17 protein-coding genes are annotated in these 19,037 nt (G+C 61.4%); 5 read left to right on the top strand and 12 right to left on the bottom strand.

The window, feature by feature from the left end; all coding sequences use genetic code 11:
- Positions 1–38: 38 nt before the first annotated feature.
- Positions 39–1,145 carry an ABC transporter substrate-binding protein gene (locus K2Q04_RS00930; protein ID WP_291159090.1) on the bottom strand — a complete coding sequence of 369 codons (1,107 nt, stop codon included), beginning with the start codon at positions 1,143–1,145 and terminating at the stop codon, positions 39–41.
- 424 nt (positions 1,146–1,569) lie between these two features.
- Here K2Q04_RS00930 and K2Q04_RS00925 point away from each other — a divergent pair, with 424 nt between their 5' ends.
- Positions 1,570–1,962 (top strand): winged helix-turn-helix domain-containing protein, encoded by a 393-nt coding sequence (locus tag K2Q04_RS00925; RefSeq protein ID WP_291158005.1) that lies wholly within the window; start codon positions 1,570–1,572, stop codon positions 1,960–1,962.
- Between the two features lie 18 nt (positions 1,963–1,980).
- On the opposite strand, the gene modC is transcribed toward K2Q04_RS00925, so the two are convergent.
- From modC to K2Q04_RS00905, 4 genes are all read right to left on the bottom strand, one after another.
- A complete protein-coding gene (gene modC, locus K2Q04_RS00920; protein ID WP_291158003.1) occupies positions 1,981–2,667 on the bottom strand; it encodes a molybdenum ABC transporter ATP-binding protein in 687 nt (228 codons plus the stop codon).
- Positions 2,664–3,362 (bottom strand): molybdate ABC transporter permease subunit, encoded by a 699-nt coding sequence (gene modB / locus K2Q04_RS00915; RefSeq protein WP_291158002.1) that lies wholly within the window; start codon positions 3,360–3,362, stop codon positions 2,664–2,666. Before modB ends, modC begins: the two co-directional genes overlap by 4 nt.
- A gap of 43 nt (positions 3,363–3,405) precedes the next feature.
- Positions 3,406–4,158 (bottom strand): molybdate ABC transporter substrate-binding protein, encoded by a 753-nt coding sequence (modA, locus tag K2Q04_RS00910; RefSeq protein ID WP_291159088.1) that lies wholly within the window; start codon positions 4,156–4,158, stop codon positions 3,406–3,408.
- A gap of 263 nt (positions 4,159–4,421) precedes the next feature.
- Positions 4,422–5,810 carry a PLP-dependent aminotransferase family protein gene (locus K2Q04_RS00905; protein WP_291158000.1) on the bottom strand — a complete coding sequence of 463 codons (1,389 nt, stop codon included), beginning with the start codon at positions 5,808–5,810 and terminating at the stop codon, positions 4,422–4,424.
- Between the two features lie 232 nt (positions 5,811–6,042).
- Here K2Q04_RS00905 and K2Q04_RS00900 point away from each other — a divergent pair, with 232 nt between their 5' ends.
- From K2Q04_RS00900 to recQ, 4 genes are all read left to right on the top strand, one after another.
- A complete protein-coding gene (locus K2Q04_RS00900) occupies positions 6,043–6,459 on the top strand; it encodes a DUF983 domain-containing protein (protein ID WP_291157998.1) in 417 nt (138 codons plus the stop codon).
- 70 nt (positions 6,460–6,529) lie between these two features.
- Positions 6,530–7,162, top strand: coding sequence for a pyroglutamyl-peptidase I (locus K2Q04_RS00895; protein ID WP_291157996.1), 633 nt, complete (start codon positions 6,530–6,532; stop codon positions 7,160–7,162).
- Positions 7,163–7,228: 66 nt separating this feature from the next.
- Positions 7,229–8,596 (top strand): TIGR03808 family TAT-translocated repetitive protein, encoded by a 1,368-nt coding sequence (locus K2Q04_RS00890; RefSeq protein WP_291157995.1) that lies wholly within the window; start codon positions 7,229–7,231, stop codon positions 8,594–8,596.
- Positions 8,597–9,004: 408 nt separating this feature from the next.
- Complete coding sequence (gene recQ, locus K2Q04_RS00885) at positions 9,005–11,134, top strand: DNA helicase RecQ (RefSeq protein WP_291157993.1); 2,130 nt, start codon at positions 9,005–9,007, stop codon at positions 11,132–11,134.
- On the opposite strand, the gene hisG is transcribed toward recQ, so the two are convergent.
- The 7 genes from hisG to glcF form a co-directional block, all read right to left on the bottom strand.
- Positions 11,135–11,860: an ATP phosphoribosyltransferase gene (gene hisG / locus K2Q04_RS00880; protein WP_291157991.1), complete on the bottom strand. Its 726-nt coding sequence runs from the start codon at positions 11,858–11,860 to the stop codon at positions 11,135–11,137.
- Positions 11,857–13,035 (bottom strand): ATP phosphoribosyltransferase regulatory subunit, encoded by a 1,179-nt coding sequence (locus K2Q04_RS00875; RefSeq protein WP_291157989.1) that lies wholly within the window; start codon positions 13,033–13,035, stop codon positions 11,857–11,859. The genes hisG and K2Q04_RS00875 overlap by 4 nt, the downstream gene beginning before the upstream one ends.
- Positions 13,036–13,038: 3 nt before the next feature.
- On the bottom strand, positions 13,039–14,493 hold the full coding sequence (gene hisS, locus K2Q04_RS00870) for a histidine--tRNA ligase (RefSeq protein ID WP_291157987.1): 1,455 nt from the start codon (positions 14,491–14,493) through the stop codon (positions 13,039–13,041).
- A 123-nt stretch (positions 14,494–14,616) separates the two neighbouring features.
- Complete coding sequence (locus K2Q04_RS00865) at positions 14,617–15,810, bottom strand: GNAT family N-acetyltransferase (protein WP_291157986.1); 1,194 nt, start codon at positions 15,808–15,810, stop codon at positions 14,617–14,619.
- A gap of 41 nt (positions 15,811–15,851) precedes the next feature.
- Complete coding sequence (gene cobS / locus K2Q04_RS00860; protein WP_291157984.1) at positions 15,852–16,619, bottom strand: adenosylcobinamide-GDP ribazoletransferase; 768 nt, start codon at positions 16,617–16,619, stop codon at positions 15,852–15,854.
- Positions 16,616–17,662: a nicotinate-nucleotide--dimethylbenzimidazole phosphoribosyltransferase gene (gene cobT, locus K2Q04_RS00855; RefSeq protein ID WP_291157982.1), complete on the bottom strand. Its 1,047-nt coding sequence runs from the start codon at positions 17,660–17,662 to the stop codon at positions 16,616–16,618. Before cobT ends, cobS begins: the two co-directional genes overlap by 4 nt.
- A complete protein-coding gene (glcF, locus tag K2Q04_RS00850; protein WP_291157980.1) occupies positions 17,659–19,023 on the bottom strand; it encodes a glycolate oxidase subunit GlcF in 1,365 nt (454 codons plus the stop codon). The genes cobT and glcF overlap by 4 nt, the downstream gene beginning before the upstream one ends.
- Positions 19,024–19,037: the final 14 nt, after the last annotated feature.

Raw genomic sequence — 19,037 nt, 5'->3', positions numbered from 1 at the left:
GGCCGACTGGCTGGCCGGCCGACCGCAGGGAGTGTCGATTACTTGCCGAGAATGGCTATGTAGTCTTTCGCCCATTGCGAATAGGGCACGCAAGAGCTTTCCTTCTCGCACTTAGCCGTCGGCGTGCGCCAGAACCAGATCTTATCGAAGTTTCCGAAACCGTTCGTCTCGCAGCCCGTAGCTGTCAACAGTTCGTTGCCCTTGCAGGCGGACGGAACCGTCGGTACCGAACCAAACCACGAGGCCAGATCGCCCTGGAGCTTGGGGTTCAAGGAGTGCTCGAGCCACTTGTACGCGCAATTCGGATGCTTGGCGTCGACGTGCATCATCGTCGTATCGGCCCAGCCGGTCGCGCCTTCTTCAGGAATCGTCGAGGCGATGGGCTTCTTGTCGGCCTGCAGCAGGTTCACCTGATAGGGCCACGAAGACGACGCGACGACACCCTCGTTCTTGAAGTCATCGACCTGCACGGTCGCATCGTGCCAATAGCGGCCGATCAGCGCGCGTTGCGCCTGTAGCAGCGCGATTGCGGCGTCATACTGTTCCTTATTCAGCTCGTAAGGGTTCTTGATGCCGAGCTCCGGCCTCTTCTTGCTGAGGTAGAGCGCGGCGTCGGCGATGTAGATCGGGCCGTCATAAGCCTGCACACGGCCTTTGTTGCTCTTGCCGTCGGGAAGGTTCTGTTCCTCGAACACCACCGCCCAGCTCTTCGGGGCTTCCTTGAAGACGTTCGTGTTATAGGCGAGCACGTTCGGGCCCCACTGATAGGGAACGCCGTAATGGACGCCGTCGACGGTATGCCAAGGCGCCTCCTGCAGCCGCGGATCGATCTTCTGCCAGCTCGGGATCAGCTGAATGTTTATCGGCTGAACCTTCTTGCCCGCGACCAGCCGCAGCGAGGCGTCACCCGATGCGGTGACGAGGTCGAAGCCGCCCTGGTTCATCAGCGTGACCATCTCATCGGAGGTCGCTGCTGTCTTGACGTTGACCTTGCAGCCGGTTTCTTTTTCGAAACCCGTCACCCAGTCGTAATTCTTGTCGGACTCTCCCCGCTCGATGTAGCCGGGCCAAGCTACGATATCGAGCTGTCCTTCGCCTTCGCCGACAGATTTGAGCGGATCGCCCGAGACGGCGAAGCTGCCCATAAAAAGAAGCGCTCCGGCCGTAACAAGTGTCTTCCGACTGGGCATCATGTGTGCTTACTCCTCCGATTGCCACGCCACGGCGAAGGCTTGGAGATGCACCCCTCGCGCCCCGTCACGGATACATTGTTGATGTTAGTTCAGGAATGGGCGACACGCTAGGGAAGCATGATCGGTTCGTTCAAATGGCGCCGGAGCAAGCGGCACGCCGGACCAGATGCACAGAGTTTGATCAGCACAGGGTCTAGCCGATCGCGTTTCCGGTCTCAATTGGTAAAGGGGAACAGCAGATTGGTCACCGGTTGCGATTGGTTTTAACCGAAGGTTTTACGAATGCCGGGCGGTAGACAGGCGGAAACATCCCTGAAAGAGCACCCGGCGCAAGGGACCGCCAGAATTGGTTTTTGAAAAAGCGGAGCGGGAACGAATGACTGCTATCAAGATCCGCATCGACTTTGAAGGCGATCGCTACATCGGTCACGGGCGCATCCAACTTCTCGAATTGATCGGAGAGCATGGATCCATCGCTCAGGCCGCAAAGGCCATGGGCATGTCCTACAAACGTGCCTGGTATTTGATGGATGAATTCAGCGCGATGTTCGCCGACCCGCTGATCGAACGCCAGCATGGCGGCCGTGGCGGCGGCGCTGCGAAGCTGACGCCGTTCGGCGCCGACCTCGTTCGACAGTATCGCCACATGGAGGCTCAGGCACTCACCGTTTTCGCCAAGCCGCTGGCGTCGATCGAGAAGCATCTCGCGCGGCCCAGCAAGAGCGATCCCAAACCAGGTAAGAAACCGCCTCAATCCGCACGCGCATGATTTGGCGCGAATTGCGGATCATGAGCCCAGCACCTCGGCGGCAGTTCCGGTGGAGACGACGCGCCCGGCGTTGATCCGCACAACGCGCAATGCGAGGCGGCGCACTTCTTCGACGTTGTGGGTGACGTAAACGATCGGCACTCTGAACTCGTCACGGATCCGTTCGATCAGGCTCATGATCTCGCTGCGCCGCGCATCGTCGAGTGCGGCCAGCGGTTCGTCCATCAGCAGGATGCGCGGCGAGGATAACAGGGCCCGCGCTAGCGCAACGCGATGTCTTTCGCCGCCGGAGAGGGTTGCGGGCCGTCGCTTCATCAGCGATCCGATGCCGAGAACTTCGACGATCACTTCAAGCGGAAGGCCTTGATCGTGCATTCGGGTGAACCATTGCCCGAACTTGATGTTCTGCTGGACCGTCAAATGCGGAAAGAGTTGCGCGTCCTGAAAGACCACGCCGACGCGGCGCTGGTGCATCGGGATGAAGATCCCTGCCTCCGTATCCGTCAACACGTTGCCCGCGACGACGATGCGCCCACGGGCTGGCCGATGGACACCGGCAATCAGATTGAGAATGCTCGTCTTACCCGAGCCGGAGGGGCCGAAGAGCGCCGTCAGCGCGCTGTTGCTTTCGAAGTCAACATCGAGGGTGAAATCCGGCCGCCTTTGCAAAGCCCGGACGCTCAGCAGTGATTGCTTTTCCTTCATTCGAATACGGCAATGCGCCTTTGAATGCGGCGGTTCAACACTTCCGACAGGATGAGCGCCACCATGGCGATGGCGATCGAAACGCACGATAGCCGAAGTGCTTCCGACTCGCCGCCGGGAACTTGAGTAAAGGTGTAGATTGCCGAGGGGATCGTCTGCGTTTCGCCGGGGATGTTCGAGACGAACGTGATCGTCGCGCCGAACTCGCCCAACGCTTTTGCAAAACACAGAATTGCGCCAACCAGAACGCCTGGAAGAGCAAGCGGCAACGTCACGACAAGGAAGGTCCAGTATGGGTTGGCGCCGAGCGTACCGGCGGCCGTCTCGAACCGCCTGTCAATCGCTTCGAATGAAAGCCGTATCGCTCGCAGCATCAAGGGAAAACCCATGACGCCGCAAGCAAGCGCTGCGCCGGTCCACCGGAACGAGAACGTGATGCCGAAGAGGTCGTAAAGTTCCTTTCCGAGCAAACCTTGCCGGCCGAACGTCAGCAATAAAAAGTAGCCCGTCACGACGGGCGGCAAGACGAGCGGCAGGTGGAGGATGCCGTCAAGAATGATCTTCCCAGGAAAGCGCCAGCGCGCCAGCGCATAGGCGGCGACAAGCGCGATCGGAAGGCCGACCAGCGTTCCGACGGTGGCGACGCGTAGACTGAGCTCGATCGCCATCCACGCATCGGGAGAAAATCCGAACACTGGGCCGCCTTTCGATTTCTGCGCATTCCGTGGTTCGACGCCGCTACTTGACGATCGTGAACCCTTGCTTGGTGAAGAAGGCCTGCGCTTCGGGAGACTTCAGATAATCAACGAAAGCCTTGGCCGCATCGCCGTTCTTGGTCGCGCCGACAACGGCCATCGGATAGATGATCGGGGGATGCGTGTCTTCGGGGAAGATGTCGACAATCTTAACTTTGGGTTCGGCGGTAGCATCCGTCTCGTAAACAATGCCGAGCGGCGCCTCGCCCTGCGCCACGAGAGCCAACGCTGCGCGTACGTTGTCGGCCTGGGCGACTTTCGATTCGACCGCGCTCCATACGCCGAGCTTTTCGAGAGCGGCCGAGCCATATTTGCCGGCCGGAACAGACTTCACGTTCGCCATAGCGAGGTGATTGCCGCCGAGCGCCTCGGCGAGCGGGAAATCCTTGCCGATCTTGAGGGAGACCGTGCTCGACTGCGGCGCGATCAGGACGAGGCGGTTACCCAGGAGATTGCTGCGCGTCTCATCCTTGATGAGCTTCGCCTTTTGAACGTAGTCCATCCAGTCGAGGTCGGCCGAAATGAAGACGTCGGCCGGCGCGCCCTGCTCGATCTGTTTCGCAAGCGCAGACGATGCGGCGTAGGAGATTATGGCCTTATTGCCCGTGCTCTTTTCATATGCCGCGGCCGCGCCGTCCAAGGCGTTCTTGAGGCTGGCCGCCGCAAAGATTGTGACAGTGGCCGTCTCTGTCTTCTGGGCTCGAGCCTCGACGAAAAGCGCCGAGACCAGCATCATTCCTGCCAGCGCTATTTTGAGAGATAGCCGCGAAAAATTGGACGCTGCGTGCATTGCAATCAGTTCCTTGATCGGGTGCGATATAGCCGGGAGGATATCTGGCTTCAAACCGTTTGCAACGGGCTGTTTGAACGTCTGCGGCCTGCCGCCCGTGACACATTGCCGGGCAAAGGCAGCCGGTAACCGGCGCACCCGATCCGGTGTCCGTTAGAAGCGTTTTTTATGACTATTAAAGCGGCGGCGACGACCTCGCGTTGCCGTCGCTAAACGATTGCCTTTGCCGCACCCGGGGGCTGGGCCAGGAGGCCTGCAAGCTGCTTCAAAGCATGAAGAAGCGCGTCGCGATCGGGAGCGACGCCGAGCGACAGCCGCAGAGCTTCGGGCTCCTTCGGGCCGATGGCGAAGGCTGCTCCCGGAACAACCGATATCCTCAGGCGGCCTGCATGTTCGACAAAATCGGTGGCTCGCCATTGAGGAGGCATGCGCATCCAGATGTGTGAGGCACATTTATCCGCCGCGATGTGCGCGCCGCCGAGCGCAGTCTTTGCGAGCTTCTGACGGGCGATGTTTTCTTCTCGGATTGCGAGGGCGACATCGTCCAGGATGCCGGTCGCGATCCAACGCGATGCAAGCGCTGCATTCAACGGCGGCACCATGAGATTGACAGCCCTGATGACAGCTGCGAGCCGCGTCGCCTCAGCCGCCCCTGGCGCGACCACATAGGCAATGCGCAAAGCAGGGCTTGCACATTTCGATAACGTCGCGATGTGCCAAGTGATGTCCGGCGCCAAAGCCGCTATTGGCGTCAACGGTTCGCTTTGCAGCGACGAATAGGGATCATCTTCGATGATCATTACGTTGTGCCTGCGTGCGATCGCGACGATTTCGTGCCGCCGCTCTTCCGATAGCGTCGCCGTCGTCGGATTATCTATCGCGGGTATGACGTAGAGCAGTTTTGGCGGCGAAGTCGCGCAGCATGCTTCGAACGACTGCGGATCGATGCCCTTTTCGTCCATCTCCAATGGCTTCAGCGCGAACCCGCGTTGCTGCGCGATGGCTTTCAGGCCGGGATAGCTCACAAAACCCGCAGCAATGGAATCCCCCGGCGACGCGAGACATTCGCAGATGGCGAACTGCGCATTTTGAGCGCCGTTGGTCAGAACGATCGACGACGGCTTCAGGTCGGGAATACGCTGTCTCAGCCACACCGCGGCTGCGGCGCGGTCCGACTCGCTGCCCGTGCTCTCTTGATAATGAAGGTTCAGCATCCCGCCCTCCTCAGAGAGGAGATTGGCGATGGTTTCGGGAATGAGGCGTTTGAGGTTAGCGGCCGCCGGCTGCGGCGGGATATTCATGCTGAGGTCGACAGCCGGCGTTGAGGGGGCACCCAGCATACGGCCGTCGTCTAGGCGCCGTCGAATGAAGGTGCCACGTCCGGCATTTGCCTCGACGAGGCCCCGGCGCCGCGCCTCGTTGAAAGCGCGCGTGACGGTCGTCAGATCGACACCAAGGATTTCCGCAATCATTCGCTGCGGCGGCAGCCGGTCACCCGGCTGAATACGCCCTGACTTCAGGTCGATTTCGATGGCTTCGATGATACCGCGGTATTTGAGCTGTCCGCCCTCCGCCAACCAGGGCTCCCAAGATGACATAGCTGGACGGTTCTCCTTCGATGATCCATACATTACATAACATGTATGGCCATGCAGGGATAGGGATATTCTACCGCCCCGTTCAGTTCAACGGCGCATCTTACTCTAAGCCTCTGTTAGCGCTGCGTAATGTCGCAAAAATCGCCATTATGGCGCAGGGCGCATACAATGCTTTTCCCGCAGGCCAAGTTGCCATACAATACCCAGACATCAGTAATGAAAGGAAAACATCATGTGCGGGGAACACAAGTGGCCGAAACTATCTCCGCTGACGACGGGGATACGCGGTCTCTGCCCCCGATGCGGCAAGGGTAAGATCTTCGACGGCTTTCTGACGCTCAAGAAGGAATGCCCAGCCTGCGGACTAAGTTTCTCATTCGCCGATCCGGCGGATGGTCCTGCGTTTTTCGTGATCTGCTTCGCGTGCATCCCGAGCGCGGCATTTGCCTGCTGGTTCGAGGTCGCCTATGGGCCCCCATTCTGGATGCACTTGCTGACCAGCTTCCCAATCATCCTGCTGACGTGCATTCCGCCGCTGCGGCCATTGAAGGGCTGGCTCATCAATAGCCAATATTTCCACAAGGCCGAGGAAGGCCGTCTCGTCATCGACAAGCGCGAACAGCTGCGTCAACGCCACGCCGGCACATAACGCGCGGTCGCTCTCTTCCCCGTTGGGTCAATGGCATCGGCCGCCTATAATTGGGCCGATGCCGAGACGAATGGATTCACGTCCGACCGTACTGCTGACCGGGTTTGGTCCTTTTCCGGGTGTTCCTATCAACGCTTCGGGCGAACTCGCCCGGAAGCTTGCCAGGATGGCGCGCCGCGCTCTTCCAGAATTTTGCTTCACTGTCGCAGTCCTTCCGACGGAGTGGAACAGAGCGCCCCGGCTCATCGCCAACCTGCATGAGCGTCACCGGCCTTTGCTGGCGTTGCACTTCGGGGTCGCCGCCGGAGCCAAAACCATTCGGCTCGAAACTGAAGCGGCGAATGTCTGCCGGGCGGCTTCCGATGCAGCCGGAGCGCATCCCGCCGCGGCGCAATTGGCGGAGGATGGTCCTGCAGTCCGCCGATCGTCGATCGCCGCTCCGTCGATCGCTGCGGCACTGAACGCGAAGGGCTATCCCTCCTCCATTTCGAACGACGCCGGCGGCTATCTCTGCAATGCGGTCCTCTATCACTCACTGGCGGCGGCGGAAGCGCGAGGCGATTGCCGCGTGGGATTTGTGCATATCCCTTCTGATCTTTCCGAGCCTTCGCTCGACATGACGGCCGTGTCGGCGGCTGCGCTCGAGATCCTCAAAATCGCGTTGAATACGGCCGCAGCCGAGACTTCGTTAACCCTGGTTTAACGACTCTCGCGGCTCGCTGATTTCACTGCTTTGCGAGATGCAAAGCAGCGAACGGGGGAGCCGCCTATGACCTTCGATCGTCGTTCCGTCTTGGGAGCCGGCCTTGGATTGGGTGCGGCGGCGACGGTCGCTCATGCCGCAGACAAGCGCTCAGTTGCGTCTCCCGGCACCGCGCCTGCCGCCGCGAGCGCTCCTGCGCCTCGGCTCGTGCCCAATGACGTCCAGGATCAGACGGCCGCGTTACAGGCTGTCATCGACGCTGCGGCCAACACGGATACGCCGGTAATCCTGCCGTCCGGGACCTTCATCGTCAGCGATCTCAAACTTCGCATGGGAACGCGGCTCATCGGCAGCGCCCGGACGACGATCCTCGCCTATGGCGGCGGCGACGCCTTCGTAACGGCAGACAGCGCGGACGGTCTCGCTATCAAAGGCATCGTCTTCGACTGCGCCTATAAGACGTTCGACAGGACGCGCGCGGATGGCGCCATCACGATCTCGCATTCGAAGGACCTCCGCCTGAGCGAACTCGAGATCCGCAACAGTGTCGGCAACGGGCTTTCGCTCATCGCGTGCGGCGGACATATCAACGACGTCACAATAACGGGCGCCCTCGACGCCGGGTTGAAGAGCCTCGACGCCTTGGGGCTCGACATCAAGGGCAACACGATCTCGGACTGCGGGAATAACGGCATTCTCGTCTGGCGGTCCGCCGCCGGTGAAGACGGCTCTATCGTTTCCGGCAATCGCATCTCGAAAATTCGCGGCGCTTCCGGCGGCACTGGCGAATACGGGAACGGCATCAACGTGTTTCGCGCCGGCAGCGTGCTTGTCAGCGGCAACCGCATTTCGGATTGCGCGTACACGGCCGTCCGAGGCAATTCCGCCTCGAATATCCAAATCATCGCCAACAGTTGCGAGCGACTCGGCGAGGTTGCTCTCTACGCCGAATTCGGGTTCCAGGGCGCCGTCATTTCCAACAACGTCGTCGATACTGCTGCCACAGGAATATCGGTGACGAATTTCAACGAGGGCGGCCGCCTTGCCGTCATTCAAGGCAACCTCATTCGCAACCTCTTTCGACGCGAACAGGAACCGGAAGACAAGCGCGGCGAAGGCATCGGCGTCGAGGCCGATGCGGTGGTCTCCGGCAATACCATCGAAAATGCTCCAACCGTCGGCATCCAGATCGGCTGGGGATCATTCATGCGAGACGTCGCGGCAACCGGGAACGTCATTCGCCATGCGCGGGTCGGCATATCGGTCACCGGCGCTGGCGACGCCGGGAAATGCCTTATCGCGAACAATCTGATTTCCAACGCCCAGGAAGGCGCGATCCGTGAAATGGACTTCGGCAAGATGACGGGGCCGGATCTCATCGATCGGCAGGGCGCCAACAATCGCGTGCAGCTGGCGGGCAACATCGCCGTTTAACGGCGACGGGCGGCGTAAAAGCGCGCCGCGGATTTCGAACGATTTTTGACCGGATTTCTTCTTAGGGCTGGCCCGGCCAAGGGGAAGACGGGGGGATGTCTTGGGGCTTGGCCGGGCTCAGCAGTTCTGGTGTTGCACGGGGGGAAGTGTCATCACCAGCTTGAGGACCACACTACCGCGACAAAGATGAACTCATTCTGAACGTGGGATTAAAAAGTCGCAACGTTCAGTTGTTTGAAACCTCCCAATTGAATCAACGGGTTTTTCGTGTTGCAGCAGCCGAAGCTGCAAAAGCCACGGTCGAATCAGGCTAGCGTCCCGGCATCGACGTTCTGAGCACAGGTTTTCCCGATGCCGGCCACTGCCGAGCCGCTTTCCCTGCCCTTTTCGCCAGTTGCAGATAACGACATGGCGAAGGCGCGCGCGACGCTCGAAGAGGTGTTTGGATACAAGGGCTTCCGGTCGCTTCAGAGCGACATTATCGCGACGCTGCTTTCCGGCCGCGACTGCCTGGCGTTGATGCCGACGGGCGGGGGTAAATCGCTTTGCTATCAGATCCCGGCTCTCATTCGCCGCGGCACCGGCATCGTCGTCTCGCCGCTCATCGCATTGATGCAGGATCAGGTCGATGCGCTGCTGGACCTCGGCGTCAAAGCGGCCTTTCTCAACTCGACGCAGGATCGGGCGACGCAGGACAAGATCGAGCGTCAATTCGCGGCCGGCGCGCTCGATCTGCTGTACGTCGCGCCGGAGCGCCTTGTCCAGGAGCGTACCCTCAATCTCTTCGAGCGCAGCGATATCGCGATATTCGCGATCGACGAGGCGCACTGCGTCTCGCAATGGGGACATGACTTCCGGCCCGAGTATCGCCAGCTCAAGGTTCTCGCGAAGCGGTTCCCGAACGTGCCGCGCGTCGCGCTGACGGCAACGGCGGACGAACGCACGCGCCAGGATATCATTTCAGAGCTGTCGCTTGAAAATGCGGCTTGCTTCATTGCGAGCTTCGACCGGCCGAACATCCGCTACACCATTGCGGAACTCGGCAGCTTGAGCGCGAAAGAGAAGCTTTGGCAGTTCATCGAAACCGAACATCCAACGGACGCGGGGATCGTCTATTGTCTCTCGCGCAAATCGGTCGAAGAAACGGCCGCTTGGCTATCTTCGAAGGGGCGGAAGGCGCTCGCCTATCACGCCGGGCTCGATCCCCACATTCGCACCGGCGCACAGTCGAAGTTCCTCTCGGAAGACGGCCTCATCATCGTTGCGACGATTGCCTTCGGCATGGGCATCGATAAGCCGGACGTTCGGTTCGTCGCGCACCTCAATTTGCCGAAGTCCATCGAGTCGTACTATCAGGAGACGGGCCGCGCGGGACGCGATGGGGAGGCCGCCGACGCCTGGATGGCGTACGGGTTTCAGGACATCGTGCAGCTCCGGCAATGGATTTCGCAATCCGAAGGCTCGGATGCATTCAAGAAGGTTCAGCGCCAAAAGCTCGATGCGCTGATCGGGCTCGCGGAAATGCCGGGTTGCCGACGGCAGGCCTTGCTTGCCTATTTCGGCGAGACGCGGCCCGAGCCATGCGGCAACTGCGACAACTGCCTCAACCCGCCCCATACGGAAGACGGCTCGGTCCTCGCGCAGAAAGCACTTTCGGCCGTTTATCGCACGGGTCAGCGGTTCGGCGTCACGTATCTTGCCGACGTTCTGGGCGGCGCCGTCGACGAACGGATCATCCGCAACGGTCATGACAGGCTCACCGTCTACGGCATCGGCAAAGATGTTCCGCAGACGACGTGGAAGGGGCTTTTCCGTCAGCTCACTGCGCAAGGCTATTTGAGCATCGATGACGAGGGCATGGGCTCGCTCGTTTTGACGGAACGGGCGCGGCCGCTGCTCCGCGGCGAAGAGCGTTTCCTTTTGCGCGTGACGCGGCAAGTTTCGAAGGGCTCGAAGCGCGCTACGTCGTCTGCGGCGTCGCGGGTGGCGCGCGAAAACCAGCCGCTGTTCGACGCGCTTCGGGCGCTCCGGCAGAAGCTCGCTGCATCGGCGAAGCTTCCTCCTTACGTCGTCGCTCAGGACAAGACGTTAATCGAGCTTGCTGAAAAGCAACCGACGACGGAAAGCGCGCTGCACGATATTCTCGGCCTCGGCGCCAGCAAGATCGCGCGCTATGGCGTGGCTTTCCTCGACGTCATCGGGCAATTCAAGAAGCATCCGGCTCTGAACAACCGGCTGTCCGCGACCGTGAACGCGACGCTCGCGGCGCACTTACGCGGCCTCGATGCGGAGGCAATCGCCGCCGAGAGAAGCCTCGAGATTTCGACCGTCTACGGCCACTTGGCGGAGGCGATCGAAGCCGGACTGATTACGGCCGAGGACGCGTTGAAGCTCGATGCTGCGGACTACGACGAGATTGAAGAGGCGTTCGAGCGATGCCAAACGCGCGAGACGGGTAAGCTCGGCCCCGCTTTTTCGGCGCTTGGCGGACGCTACGATTACGGCATCCTGAAATGCCATCTCGCCGATAGCGTGTAACTAAACGCGCGACGTAGCTTTCACCGGAACGGATGCAGATAGTTTCGCCGCGAGCTCGGCGCAGATCTTCTCGAATTCCGGTGTCCAAGCGGCGGCGTTCGAGGCGCACAGGTTCGCCTGCGATTTCAGAATGATCCCGTCGTCGAGTATCTTAAGGCCGTTGGCGCGCAGCGTTTCGCCAGTCGTCGTTATGTCGACGATCAGCTCGGCCATGCCTGCCGCCGGTGCGCCTTCGGTCGCGCCCGCGCTCTCGATGATGCGATAGTCGCCGAAGCCTTTGGAGCCGAAGAAGCGCCGCGTCAGGTTCACGTATTTCGTGGCGACGCGCGGCCACCGGCCATGCAGGCGGCGGAACGGCAGCGCAATGTCCTCGAGGTCGTGCACCGTCGCGACGTCGACCCAACACGCCGGCACCGCCACGATCACGTCGGCGAAGCCGAAGCCGAGCGCCTGCAAGAAACGTATGCGCGTCGCGGCGTCAGAAATGTTCTCGCGGATCAGGTCTTCGCCCGTGATGCCCAGGTGCACGCTTCCGGCCTTGAGGGCGGCTGCGATCTCGCCCGACGAAACGTATGCGACGTCGATATCCGGAAGGCCGTCGATCTCGCCGCGATAGCCCCGCACATGACCGACTTTGCGCACGACCAAACCGGCGCGCGCAAACATGTCAGTCGTCTGCTCCATCAAGCGGCCCTTCGAGGGTATCGCGAGTGTGAGCTTGCTCATTGCGCCCCCTTGACGGTCGCTGCGAGCAGACGCTCGGAATGGATGGCCGCGCCGACGGCTGGAATTTCGACTTGCGCTCCGGCGGCGCGCATCAGCCCGTCGTACCGGCCACCGTTGGCGATTGGACTTTTTTCCTCGAGCGACGCTGAATTCACCTCGAACACGAGCCCCGAGTAATAGGCGAGCGTCCGGCCGAATTCGGCCGAAAACGTTACGCGATTGAGATCGATGCCCGCGTTGGCAAGGAGGGCCAGACGCCGGTCGTACGTTTCCAACGCGGCGCCCGCCCCGTTCTTCGCGCCTTTGAGGAGAGCGGCGATCTTTTCGCCGGCCGTCGTCGCCGGTCCAGTGACGCCGACATAGCGTTCGATCAACTCGATCGCGCTCGCGTCGAGAGGCTTTTCCTGGCGATCCTCAGCTATCACCATGAGGTGTTCCGTGATGTCTGCGAGCGAGCGCGTGCCGAGCAGCTCGATCGCATTTTCTTCGAGATAGACGGCGACTGCGGCTTCGCTCTTTTCCCATTCGTCGCGCCGCACGGCAGAAAGCAATTCTTCCGGAACGCCGGGAGACGCGACGCGCGCGGCGGACGCGAAGTCTTTCAGGGCATTGCGAAACGAGAGCGGCTTCAGAAACGCATCGTCGAGCCGCTTTTTCCAATTCGGAGAGACGTCGGCCGCGTCGAGAACGCTCGAGAACAATCCGAGGTCGCCGAGCTTCAGCGTCCAGTCCTTGAGACCAACTTTTTCAATTGCCTTGACGACGACGGCGACGGTTTCCGCTTCGGCTGCTTCGCGCGACTTGTCGCCAAAACGCTCGATGCCGGCCTGGCGAAATTCGCGCGGGTGCGAGGCCGTCGCGCCTTGCGGCTGAAAGCGGAACGCAGGGCCGTTGTAGCAATAGCGCGCCGTCGTCGCCGGATCGGCGTGGCGTTCCAAGTGGAGGCGGCACGTCGGCACCGTGATATCCGGCCGGAGGCACAGCTCGGCGCCATCCTGGTCGGTGAAGACATAGGTCCGCGCGCGCAGGCTTTCGCCGATGACGTCGAGGAACACGTCAGCCGGCTGAATGATGGAGGGCGCAACGGCCTCGTAGCCGGCTTTGGTGAAAACCGACATCAACGTCTGCGCTTGCGCTGCCAGCGCCTCGAGATTCCGCGTCGTCTCCACGGTCATGATCTAAGCCTCATGCCGCTTGATGAGCTTGTGAACTTCCTGGATGAGGTTTGCCTCGGAGACGGAGAACTGCGCCGGGCGCGCCTCCTTCCACTCTTTATTGTCCTTGATCGCGGCGGCGGCCTTGGCGCCTTCGATCAGGTCCTTGATCGTCACCTCGCCTTTGGCGCGCTCGTCGGAGCCTTGGATGATGACGCACGGACTGTTGCGCTTGTCAGCGTATTTCATCTGCGCCTTCATGCCGGACGAGCCGAGGTACATCTCGGCGCGGATGCCGGCATTGCGGAGCGCTTGCGTCATTTTCTGGTAGGTCGCGATTTCAGCCTTGTCCATCACGAGGACGACGACGGGGCCGAGAGCTTTTGCTTTCTTGTCGCCGATCAGAGACAGCGCCGCCTGCAGGCGCGAGACGCCGATGGAGAAGCCGGTTGCCGGAACTTTTTCGCCCGTGAAGCGCGCGACGAGATCGTCGTAACGGCCGCCGCCACCGACGGAACCGAAGCGCACGGGCTTGCCGTCATCGTCTTTGACCTCGAACGTCAGCTCGGCTTCCAAGACGGGGCCGGTGTAGTATTCGAGGCCCCGCACGACCGTCTGATCGAGACGGATGCGATTTTCCTCATATCCGGCGGCCGCGCAGATCTCTTTCAGTTTCAAGAGATCGTCGACTCCGGACTTGAACGCAGGGTTATCGGCGTTCGAGGCGATGGGCCGTTCGAGGAAGCCAATGACTTCCATCGTCTGCGCTGGTGTCAGATCGGCCCCTTTGGTGAAGTCGCCGCTTTCATCCTTGCGGCCTTTTCCAAGCAGCTGGGAAACGCCCTCGATACCAAGCCGATCGAGCTTGTCGACGGCACGCAAAACGGTCAGACGGCGGCCGGCATTTTCTTCGCCGTCGAGACCGGCGGCACTCAACAGGCCGTCGAGCAGCTTGCGGCTTGAGACCTTGATCACGTAGTCGCCGCGCTTCACGCCGAGGGCTTCGAGCGTATCGGCGGCGAGCATGCACATCTCGGCGTCGGCTGCCACACCTTCAGCTCCGACCGTATCGGCGTCGAACTGCATGAACTGGCGGAAGCGGCCTGGACCCGGCTTCTCGTTGCGATAGACGTTGCCAAACGCGTAACGGCGGAACGGCTTCGGCAGGAATTGGAAATTCTGCGCGACGTAGCGGGCGAGCGGCGCGGTCAGATCGTAGCGCAGGCTCATCCACTGCTCGTCCTCGTCCTGGAACGAGAAGACCCCGGCGTTGGGGCGGTCCTGGTCGGGGAGGAATTTGCCGAGCGCGTCGGTGTACTCGATCGCGGGCGTCTCGAGCGCCTCGAAGCCGTAGCGCTCGTAGACCTCACGGATCTTACCCGTCATGTCGTTGAGGCCCCGGAGCTCCGCCGCCTCGATATCGCGGAAGCCTTTGGCGAGGCGCGCCTCGGGGCGCGTGCTTGTATTCACTTTGGACATGAGGATGTTGGGGACCAGACCGCAAATAGAAAAGTTGCCGTGACACCTTACAGCGCCCGGCGTGCGAGCCCGCCTTATATCGGATGGACCGGCATCAGGAAAGTCGCCCTAAAATCCCTAAAATCAACGCAGCTCAGCCACTTGGACTATATCGGCCGGGTCCCGGCGCGCCCGTTTGCCTTGGAAGTGTCCCTTGAGGACGTGCAGGAGGGCCGTCGGGAGGGCAATCCCGTCCGTCGGCACGACCAGATCGTAGAGCGGCACCTGCCGTGCACCGAAGCCATGCGCGAGCGGATGCTCGCCGATGCCCATATCGAAGCGGCGCACGCCCCGGGCGGCGAAATATTTCATCGCTTCAATCACGACGAGCCGGCCCGGCGAGAGGTGGCTCCACTCTTCTCCGCCCGTCGAAATGGCGAGACGCGTGAAGGTACCGTCATGGACGGTGCCGAAAAGGGTGGCGACGATCTCGCCGTTTGCTTCGAGCGCGAAGAGCGCCGTCAAGCCCGCATCGGAGCCGTCGATCGCCAAGCGCTCGTAAAAGGAGCCATAGGCCGGTTCATCGAGGATGTTTTTGCCGTGGAGTGCCGCGTGCCGGCGCGCCCGCTGTTCTTCGAGCGCCAGATAGACATGGGCAATTTCGTCCGCGGTCGTCGCCCGATAAAAGCGCGGCGCGGGTTCCTTCTGCCAAAGCCGATGACAACGCTCGACTTCCTTCCGGTATTTCTTGCCGATGCCGCCGAGGTAAGTTTCCACGGTATCCGGCACCATCAGCACGCTTCCGATGCTCAATGCCGGCGAGCGGCCTAAACGCGTGAGGAACGGATTGGGGCGGCCGCCAATTTCGGCGGGCATGCGTTCAAAGCGGATAAGGTCGATATCGTGCATGGAACTCCGGACCGAACGCCAGACGCGGCGGATGGCTCTTCGATCCGTGAGGCGTACCGGTCCCAAAATGGGGCCGCCGTAATCGGAAACGCCGAGGTCAGCGAAGCTCGCGACGCGCAGCATCCTTTCTTTCGCAACAACGAGCGGGAGAACGAGCGCGACGTCGCCGCTCGCTTGTTCGGTCACGACGACGAGACGCGGCATCGCTTTCCGCGCGGGCGCCAATTCTTCGTAGAGGACCGTCAGCCAATCGAGCGTTTGAAAACCGTTGGATACAAGGCCGGTCTCGACGGCTTCAAATGCCGCGAGCGCTTCGTCGGCGCCATCAAAGACTTCGGCAATGAAACGGCCGCCGCGCGAGTTGAGCACCCGCGACCAGCCACCCCCGGCGCGCAATATCGCGCCGCCCCCTGTTTCCATCGTCGCCATACGCAATACACTCTGCGGCGAGCTTCTTGTTTTCGGGAATATTACCCTGGACCGGCGATTATGGCCACGGCGATTATAAAGAATGCCGTTTCGTAAATCTGTTCGATCGCGCCCAGGACGTCGCCCGTGTAGCCCCCGATTTTCTGGTGGGCAATCAATGCGACAATGGTCGCCGCTACGCCTGCGAACAGGGCTGACGCCAAGAAGACGACCGGGCTCAAACAAAGAAATCCGAATATCAGAGCGGTCACGACCGTCACCGCGATCTCGCTTCCGGTCATTTCCGATGTGGTTCGGCTGACCTTCGCCGCTTCGCCGCCCGCATAGGAAAGGCTCGCCAGCGCCAGCACCGCCGCCGCCCGCGCGCCCGCAAACCCGGCGATTACGACCTTCGCTGCGGAATGGGGATCGACCTCTGCAAGCGCCGTCGCCTTGAGCGCCAGGGTGACGATCAGGGCGAGCACGCCGTATGTGCCGATGCGGCTATCTTTCATTATTTCGAGGCAGCGTTCGCGGGTGTATCCGCCGCCGAATGCGTCGGCTGTGTCGGCCAATCCATCCTCGTGCAGCCCACCGGTCAGCAGAATGGCGAACGCTAAGCCCAGTATGACCGGTAGCGGCTGCGGGAAAACGAACGACGTCAGCAGAATGACGCCGCCTGTGAAGACGCCGACCAGGCCGCCGACCAGCGGCAAATATTTTGCTGCCCGCACAAGCCAATCGCCCGGCAAGGGATCGATATGCTTGAGGGGAATGCGCGTCAGGAATTGCAACGCAACGAAGAAGCGCATCCGTTCAAGCGAGATCATGCGGGATGTTCGCCCGGCAGGTCCGCCATTTCGCGGAGCATGAGTTCGGCGGCGCGAATGATCGGTATTGCGAGCGCGGCACCGGTGCCTTCGCCCAAACGCATTTCCAATTCGAGCAGCGGCTTGACGCTCAGATGCTTCAGCAATGCTGCATGTCCGGGCTCAGCCGAGCAATGTGCGAAAACGCAATTATCGATCGTTCCCGGAACCAGGGCTTCCGCAGCGATGGCTCCGGCGGTTGAAATGAAGCCATCGACGACGATAACGCGTCCGGCGGCCGCGGCCGCCGTCATCGCGCCTGCCATCATTACGATCTCGAACCCGCCGAACTGGCGAAGCACTTCGAACGTGCGCTTCTCCGAGGTCGACGGCGCAATCGCGGCGCGGTCAATCGTGTCGCTGAGCACCTGATATTTATGATCGAGACCGAGTGCCGGAGCACCCGCTCCCGGACCGACGAGCGATTTGAGACCGAGACCGGTCAACGCGTGGGCGACCAACGCGGCGGCGCTCGTGTTGCCGATGCCGATTTCGCCGTAGCCGACGATACCGACGCTTTCAGCGCCCAGGTGTGCATCGATGGCGCGGCCGGCTTCCAGCGCGGCTGCGCATTCCTCGACCGACATCGCGGGCTCGCGCCGGGCGTTCTTCGTGCCGTTCGCTATGCGGCGGTCGAGAAGGAGATCGTGCGGCGGCAAGGGCTCGAGCATTCCGGCATCGACGAGTTCGACGCCGACACCTGCGGCGCGCGCCAATACGTTGACGCCCGCGGTGCCCGCCAAAACGAATTTGGCGATCTCGCGCGTCACAACGGATGGATAGGCGGTCACGCCTTCCGCGGTGATGCCGTGATCGCCCGCAAAGACCAGAATTTTCGCGAGGCCGAGGTCGGGGTTCGTCGAGCCAGCGATCAAGCCGATTTGGACTGCGAGATCCTCGAGCCGCCCAAGCGAACCGACCGGCTTCGCCTTGCCGCGAAGGCGGGCGCGAAGCTCATCGGCGAGCAAAGTTCGGGATTGTTTGACGCCGGATTGGACTGTCATGCGCCTATGTAGTCCTCAACGCTGTTTTTGGGTTGCGGCACGTTGGTCGAATACTGAGAGAGATTTTCTAGTCCCGGTGGAATTGGACCACCATGCGCCCAATCGAGCAACTCGACCGTATGGACGACCGGCACATCAAGCGCCCGCTGGAGCTGATTGATGCAACCAATGTTGCCCGCCGCCACGATGTCCGGGCGCAATGATTTGATGTTTGCGGCCTTGCGATCGCGCAACGCGCCCGAGATTTCGGGCTGAAGAATATTATAGACGCCGGCCGAGCCGCAGCAGAGATGGGGTTCCGGCACGTCTATGACGGTGAATCCGGCTTTCTTCAGCAACGACTTCGGCTGGCTCGTGACGCGCTGGCCATGCTGCAGCGAGCACGCCGAATGATACGCGACCTTGAGGCTGGACCAGCGTTTCGGCGCGCCAATGTCGTACTGATCGAGGAACTCACTGACATCCTTCGCCATCGCCGCGATGTCCTTCGCGCGCTTGGCGTACTCGGTTTCGTGTTTCAGGAGATGGCCGTAGTCTTTCACCGTCGTGCCGCAGCCGGACGTATTGATGATGATGGCGTCGACGCCGCCTTTGGCGATTTCCTTGCTCCAGGCATCGACGTTGATCTTGGCGGCCTTGATTGCTTCTTCCTCGCGGCCGATGTGCTGGCTCAAGGCTCCGCAGCAGGCGGCTCCGGCCGACACGATCACGTCGATGCCGCCGCGCGCGAAAAGCCGGATCGTCGCGTCGTTGATCTCGGGCCTCAGCACTTGCTGGGCACAGCCCGCGAGCATGATGACCCGGCCGGTTCGAACGCCCGTCGGAGACGCCCGGCCGGGTCCGCGGAAGCGGCCAGCGCGCGGCGCTTCGGCCGGCGCCAGATCCACCATCGCGGCAAGCTCGGGAAGATTGAGCGCCTTGAATGCGCCAGCCATCCGCCGGCCGAGCGGTGCTGCCTTCATCGCCCACCGGAAGCGGCGCGGATGCGGCACGATCTCCGTCAAGGCGCGCCGGATGAGCCGATCCTTCAGACTTCGGCTTCCCGTTTTTTCGATGTGCTTCCGCGCGATCTCGACGAGATGCATATAGTCGACGCCGGAGGGGCAGGTCGTCATGCACGAGAAGCACGATAGGCAACGGTCGATGTGAACCGAAACTTCCGGCTTCGCATCGAGCCCTTTCTCGAGCATGTCCTTTATTGCGTAGATGCGGCCGCGCGGACTATCGCGCTCATCGCCCAGCACGACATATGTCGGGCACGTCGCGGTGCAGAACCCGCAGTGTACGCAGCGTCGAAGGATGCGCTCGGCTTCCTTGACCTCCGGATCGTCGAGCTGCGATTTCGAAAAATTGGTTTGCATTGCGCCTTATGTCG

This window comes from Hyphomicrobium sp. (assembly GCF_019753045.1).
Classification (GTDB): domain Bacteria; phylum Pseudomonadota; class Alphaproteobacteria; order Rhizobiales; family Hyphomicrobiaceae; genus Hyphomicrobium_B.
Note: the sequence above shows the minus strand (reverse complement) of the source record. Positions and strands in the feature narration are given on the sequence as shown.